Source organism: Mesorhizobium sp. P2_B11 (genome assembly GCF_056404855.1).
The window spans coordinates 1-6996 of record NZ_JBFUDF010000020.1; the positions used below are offsets into that span (position 1 = coordinate 1).

2 protein-coding genes are annotated in these 6996 nt (G+C 63.2%); both read left to right on the plus strand.

Annotated elements, in window-relative coordinates; translation table 11 throughout:
* Positions 1-28 precede the first annotated feature (28 nt).
* Positions 29-5932, plus strand: coding sequence for an MBG domain-containing protein (locus AC1DYJ_RS31760; protein WP_477426393.1), 5904 nt, complete (start codon positions 29-31; stop codon positions 5930-5932).
* Between the two features lie 71 nt (positions 5933-6003).
* Positions 6004-6996 (plus strand): two-partner secretion domain-containing protein (locus AC1DYJ_RS31765; protein WP_477426395.1); only part of this gene is annotated, 993 nt, incomplete at its 3' end.

The following is a 6996-nucleotide window of genomic DNA, read 5'->3' on the forward strand; positions in this document are numbered from 1 at the left end:
GGTGAGGTCGATTTGCGGTGAGGTCGATTTGCGCGCCCGCTTCGGCGACACCGGCGACCTGCTGCTCGATCCCTACAACGTCACCATCTCCAACGGGACCAACAACACCGGCGGCAGCATGACCGCCAACACCAATGACAGCGTCATCAACGTCACCACGCTGCAGAACCTGCTGGCGATGGCCAATGTCACCATCTCGACAGGCAGCGGCGGCTCGCAGGCCGGCGACATCACCGTCGCCGCGCCGATCAGCTGGAGCGCCAACACGCTGACGCTCAGCGCCTATCACTCGATCATCTTCAATGCCAATGCAACGATCGGCGGTGTCGGCGGGCTGTCGCTGGTTACCAACAATGGCGGCAGCGGCGGCACGATCTCCTATGCGCTGGGCGCCTCGGCCACCTTCACCGGCACGCCTGGGGCACAGGCACTGTCGATCAACGGCCAGAGCTATACGCTGATCTACGATCTCAACGGATTGCAGAACATCAACAGCGGCCTGACCGGGCGCTATGCGCTGGCGAAGACTCTCGACGCCAGCGCCACGGCCGGCTGGAACGGTGGGTTGGGCTTCGTACCGCTCGGCACCGATGGCAACAGCAACATCCAGAACAGCGACGGCTTTACCGGCACATTCGACGGGCTCGGCCATACCATCGACAAACTGACGGTGGCCCGGCCCAGCGCGCAATATGTCGGCCTGTTCGGCTTCGTCGGCGCCGGCGGCCTGGTGCAGAATATCGGCGTCACCAATGCGACGATCCGCGGCTACAGGACACTTGGCGGCATCGTCGGCTTCAACACCGGCACGCTGACCCAGAGCTATTCGACCGGTCAGCTGTTCACCACACAATACGGGTCCACCTCAGGCGGTCTGATCGGCGAAAACGATGGCGCATTGTCCAACAGCTTCTCGACAGTCATCATCAACGCACGCGACACCAACACCGCGGGCGGCGCGGTGGGCTTCAACAATTTTGGCACCATCGATCGCGTCTATGCCATGGGCGCCGTCGATATCGGCAGCGGCGGGGCGAATTCCGGCGGTCTGGTCGGATCGAATTACGGCTACTCGGGGGTCGGCGAGGGCGGCAGGATAACCGACAGCTATTCGATCGGCGCGGTCAGCGGCGGATGGAATGTCGGCGCGTTCATCGGCAACAACCTTTACGACGGCGTGATCACCGGCGCGTACGACACATCGACATCGGGTCCCTACAACACCACATCCGTCGCCAAGCCTGCGATCGGCGGCGGCACCACCGGCCCGAATGTCAATGTCGTCGGCCTGTCGACCTCCAGCTTTCAAAACGGTGGCGCGAGCGGCCTTAGTGCTGCCTATGGCGGCGGCACTGGCGGCCTCTATCCCTATCTGAAAAGTTTCTACCCGAATGGTGCCCAGGCGATCTCCGGCATTGCCTACAAGGATGCCGGCAACACGCCGCTGATTTCCGGCACCGGCCAGCCCTACTACACAAAAAACCCCGGGCTGGTGTCCCTTGTCTCCGGCGGCATCAACCTCGGTACGGTCTCGACCGGCGTCAATGGCTACTACTATCTCGCTCTGCCGGCCGGTGCGGTCTCGAACTCAGTGCTTGCTTACACGGTTGCCGAGGCGGACTCAGGTGCCACGAATGGCGTGACCTTCCGGACCGGCGTGTCCGGCAACGTTGCGAACCTCAACATCTACGGTGACTGGCGCCTCGATGAAGCCGACGGTTCGATTGCCTCACTCTCGGCGTTGAACAGCGCCTACGCGTCCGCTGTCGGATCGACCGCTGTCGCCAGCCTGTCCTTTGCCAACCGACAGATCGAAACGGCGGCAACCACCTTCGCCCTCAATCAGGCCCTATCGGTCGGCACCGGTACGCTGGCACTGTCGTCGACCGGCGCGGTGACGCAAGGGGCAACCGGCAACGCCATCACCGCCGGCTCGCTATGGCTCGGCGGCACGGGCTCGTTCGCGCTCAATGGCGCCGGCAACCAGATCGGCACCGTCGCCGGCACCGTCGGTTCCATCGATCTGCGCGACGCTGCAAGCCTGACGGTCGCGAGCGCCTCCAGCGCCCGTGGCGCGAGTGCAAGTGGCGTGACCGCGACAGGTTCCGTCAATTTGCAGACGACAGGCAGCCTGACCATCGCGGCGCAAGTCAGTGGCGCCAGCCCTGTGCTTGCCGCCGGCGGCCTGTTCATCAACAACCGCGGCAGCGATGCCGTCACCGCTTCCAGCGGACGCTGGCTGGTCTATGCGGCCAACCCGACCGGCAACACGTTCGGCAATCTGGACAGTGGCAACACGGCCATCTGGAACACAGCGGCCGGCGCAGCGGTGAGTGCGGCCGGCAACCGCTACGTCTTTACCTATCAGCCGACACTGACATTCACGTCCAACAATGCGACGAAGACCTATGGCGACACCGCCCTGCCGCCGCTGACCTATTCGGTGGCGGGCTACCAGACCGGTGTGATCGGCTCTTATCTCGGCGACACCGCCACCACGGCCTTCAGCGGCGGCCCAAGCGTGACGTCCGTCAACCCGCCGAGCAATACACAGGCCGGCGCCGGATCCTATGCAATTACGGTCAGCGCCGGCAATCTCGCGGCGTTGAGCGGTTATGGTTTCGCCTACAACAGCACAGGCCTGCTCACCATCGGCAAACGCGCGGTGACGGTGACGGTGACGCCTGGCCAAAGCAAGATCTATGGCGACGCCAATCCGTCGTCCTACGCCTACACCGCCTCGGATCTCGGCGCCGGTGTGGCCCTGGTCGGCAGCCTTAGCCGTGCGGGCGGGAACAGTGCCGGGACCTACGCCATCAATCAGAACACCCTCACCAATGCCAACAATTCGAACTACGACATCACCTATGTCGGCAGCAATTTCACCATCGCCAAGCGAGCCATCACGGTAACGGCCGATGCCAAGAGCCGCATCTACGGCAATGCCAATCCGTCACTGACCTATCTGGTGACATCCGGCAGCCTCGTCGGTGGTGACAATTTGAGCGGTTCGCTGGCGACAACAGCCACGACAGCATCGGGCGTTGGCAGCTACGGCATTACGCAAGGTACGCTCAACAACAACAACTATGCGATCAACTATGTCGGCGCCAATCTGTCGGTGACGCCGCGCGCGATCACGGTGGCGGCCGATGCCAAGAGCCGTATCTATGGCGATGCCAACCCGGCGCTGACCTATCACCTCACGTCGGGCAGCTTCGTCAACGGAGACAGCCTGGGCGGTTCGCTGGCGACAACAGCCACAACAGCATCGAACGTTGGCAGCTACGGCATTACGCAGGGCACGCTCAACAACAACAACTACACGATCAGCTATGTCGGCGCCAATCTGTCGGTGACGAAACGCGCCATCACAGTGACGGCCGATGGCAACAGCCGTATCTATGGCGATGCCAATCCGGCGCTAACCTATCAGGTGACGTCTGGCAACCTGGTCAACAGCGACAGTCTGAGCGGCGCGCTGGCGACGACAGCAACCACGGCATCGAGTGTCGGCAGCTACGGCATCACGCAGGGCACACTTGCCAATGGCAACTATACGATCAGCTATGTCGGCGCCAATCTGTCGGTGACGAAACGCGCCATCACAGTGACGGCCGATGGCAAGAGCCGTATCTATGGCGATGCCAATCCAGCGCTGACCTATCAGGTCACCTCGGGCAATCTGGTCAATAGCGACAGCCTGACCGGCGCGCTTGCAACAAGTGCGACAACGGCATCGGGTGTGGGCAGCTACGGCATCACGCAAGGCACGCTCAACAACAGCAACTACGCGATCAGCTATGTCGGCAACAATCTGTCGGTGACGCCAAGGGCGATCACGGTGACGGCCGATAACAAGGGCCGTATCTATGGCGACGCCAACCCGGCTCTGACGTATCAAGTGACGTCAGGCAATCTGGTCAACAGCGACAGCCTGACCGGTGCGCTTGCAACAACTGCGACGACGGCATCGGGTGTGGGCAGCTACAGCATCACGCAGGGCACGCTCAACAACAGCAACTACGCGATCAGCTATGTCGGCGGCAGTCTGTCGGTGGCACAGCGCGCCATTACGGTCACCGCCGACGGCAAGAGCCGGAGCTATGGTGACGACAACCCGGCGCTGACCTATCAGGTGACATCGGGCGACATGGTCAACGGCGACACCCTGAGCGGTGCGCTGGCGACGATGGCGACGACAGCATCGGGCGTCGGCGCCTACGTCATCACGCAGGGCAGCCTGGACAACGCCAATTATGCCATCAGCTATGTCGGCAACGATCTGTCGGTGACACGACGTGCCATCACGGTGGCGGCCGACGCAAAGAGCCGCGTTTACGGCGACGCCAATCCCGCGCTGACCTATCAGGTGGCCACAGGCAATCTGGTCATTGGCGATAGCCTAAGCGGCGAGCTGACGACGTCGGCGACGGCAGCATCCGATGTCGGCGCCTATGCCATCGGACAAGGCACGCTGACCAATTCGAACAATGCGAATTACGACATCAGCTATGTCGGTTCGGATCTCAGCATCGGCAAGCGAGCGATCACGGTCGCCGCCACTGCCGGACAGGGCAAGGCCTACGGCAATGCCGATCCGTCGGCCTTTCTCTATACCGTCTCCGACCTTGGCGGCGGCGTCGACCTCGTCGGTGCGCTCGATCGCGCGACAGGCGAAAGTGTCGGGGCGTATGCGATCGGGCAGGGCACGCTGACCAACGCCAACAACGCCAACTACGACATCAGCTATGTCGGTTCGGATTTCACCATCGGCAAACGCGCCATCACGGTGACGGCCAATTCGGGTCAGGGCAAGACCTATGGCGACAGCGATCCGCTCTCCTATGGCTACACCGTCTCGGACCTCGGCAACGGCGTCGACCTGGTCGGTTCCCTCGACCGCGTGACCGGCGAAAACGCCGGCACCTACGCCATAGGCCAAGGCACTCTCACCAGCTCGAATGCCGACTATGACATCACCTATGTCGGCGCGGATTTCACCATTGCCAAGCGCGCGGTGACGGTCACCGTCGATGCCGGTCAGTACAAGACTTACGGCGATGCCGATCCGTCGTCATACGGCTACAGCCACAGCGACCTCGGCAAGGGCGACGCACTGGTCGGCGACCTCGATCGTGCGACCGGCGAAAATACCGGCAGCTACGCCATCACAGCGGGAACGCTGACGGACGTTGCCAATTCGAACTACGACATCACCTTTGTCGGCTCCAACTTCACCATTGCCAAGCGCGCGGTGACGGTCACCGTCGATGCCGGTCAGCACAAGACTTACGGCGATGCCGATCCGTCATCATACGGCTACAGCCACAGCGATCTCGGCACCGGCGTCGATCTGGTTGGTGCTCTCGACCGCGCATGCGGCGAGAACGCCGGCACCTACGCGATTGGCCAAGGCACGCTCACCGACGGCGCCAATGCAAACTACGACATCACTTTCGTCGGCGCGGATTTCAGCATCGGCAAGCGGGCAATCACCATCGTCGCCGACGCACAGAGCCGGCCGCAAGGCATGCCCAATCCGGCCTTCACCTACACGATCGGTGGGCTCGGGCTGGTCAATGGCGATACGCTCTCCGGCTCGCTGTCCACGGCAGCGACCGCTGCCAGCGCTCCCGGCAGCTATGCGATCGAACAGGGCAGTCTCGCCGCTTCGGCCAACTATCAGCTGACTTATGTCGGCGCTGATCTGACTGTCTCGGCGCCCAACACGGTTCCAGCAGCTCAGACAGCAAGCACGGTGGCGTACAACGTCAACGCACATGGCGCCGGTGCGCCGGCTCAGGTCTTCTTCACCGGCCAGCCTGTTGGTGGCGATGCGCTGGTCGAGGATCCCCGGCTTGGCGGTCCCGCCTTCTGCCAGGGCATGGCCGAGACCGCTGCCGTCTGCGCTGTCGCGTCGGTGCAATAGGCGAGAGGGGCGGAAGCATGCAGCGCCACACCCTTTCATCTGGGCAGTCCCGCCGTAGCAGCGCGCCTTTGATGGCGCTGCTGCTGACATCGACGGCGCTCGTCGGCTTCACATCGATGGTGCGGGCACAGGAACTGCCGACCGGAGGCAGTGTGGCCTCGGGTGGCGTGACGATCTCCAATCCCTCGGCCTCGCAGCTCTCCATCAAGCAGTCGACCAATTCGGCCATCGTCAACTGGCAGAGCTTTTCGATCGGCGCTGGAGCAAGGGTCGATATCGACCAGCCGACATCGACCTCGACGATGCTCAACCGCGTCACTGGCGGCACGAAGTCGACCATCGCCGGCCAGCTCAACGCCAATGGCCAGGTGTTTTTGGTCAATCCCAACGGCATCGCCATCTCCAAAACCGGCAAGGTCAGTGCCGCCGGCTTCGTCGGGTCATCGCTTGGCATCAGCGATGAGGATTTTGAGGCCGGCAAGCTCGGGTTTCAGGGCAAAGGCGCGTCAGCTTCCGTCTCCAATCAGGGTTCGATCAGCATCGGGCGCGGCGGCTATGCAGCGCTCATCGGCGGCAGCGTCGACAATGCCGGCTCGATCGATGTGCCACTGGGCAAGGTCGGGCTCGGCTCCGGCGAGAAGGCAGCGCTCGACCTGTCCGGCGACGGTTTTCTCCAGGTGTCGGTGCCGACAAAAGCCGATGGCAGCAATGCGCTGGTCGGCAATTCCGGCACGATCAGCGCCGATGGCGGGACAGTCGAGCTCAAGGCGGCAGCGGTGCGCGATGCGGCGCGCCAGGCGGTCAACATGTCGGGCGTCATCGAGGCGCGCACGGTCTCCGGCCAATCCGGCGCCATCGTGCTTGGCGGTGGCGACGGTTCGGTGGAAATCTCCGGCAAGCTCGATGCCTCGGCCAAAGCCGGCGGCAAAGGCGGCAAGATCACCGTCACCGGCAGGAAGCTGAAACTCAAGGCGGCCAAGCTCGATGCGTCGGGCAAGGATGGCGGCGGCACGGTCAAGATCGGCGGCGACAAGCAGGGCAAGGGCAGCCTGCAGACCGCCACC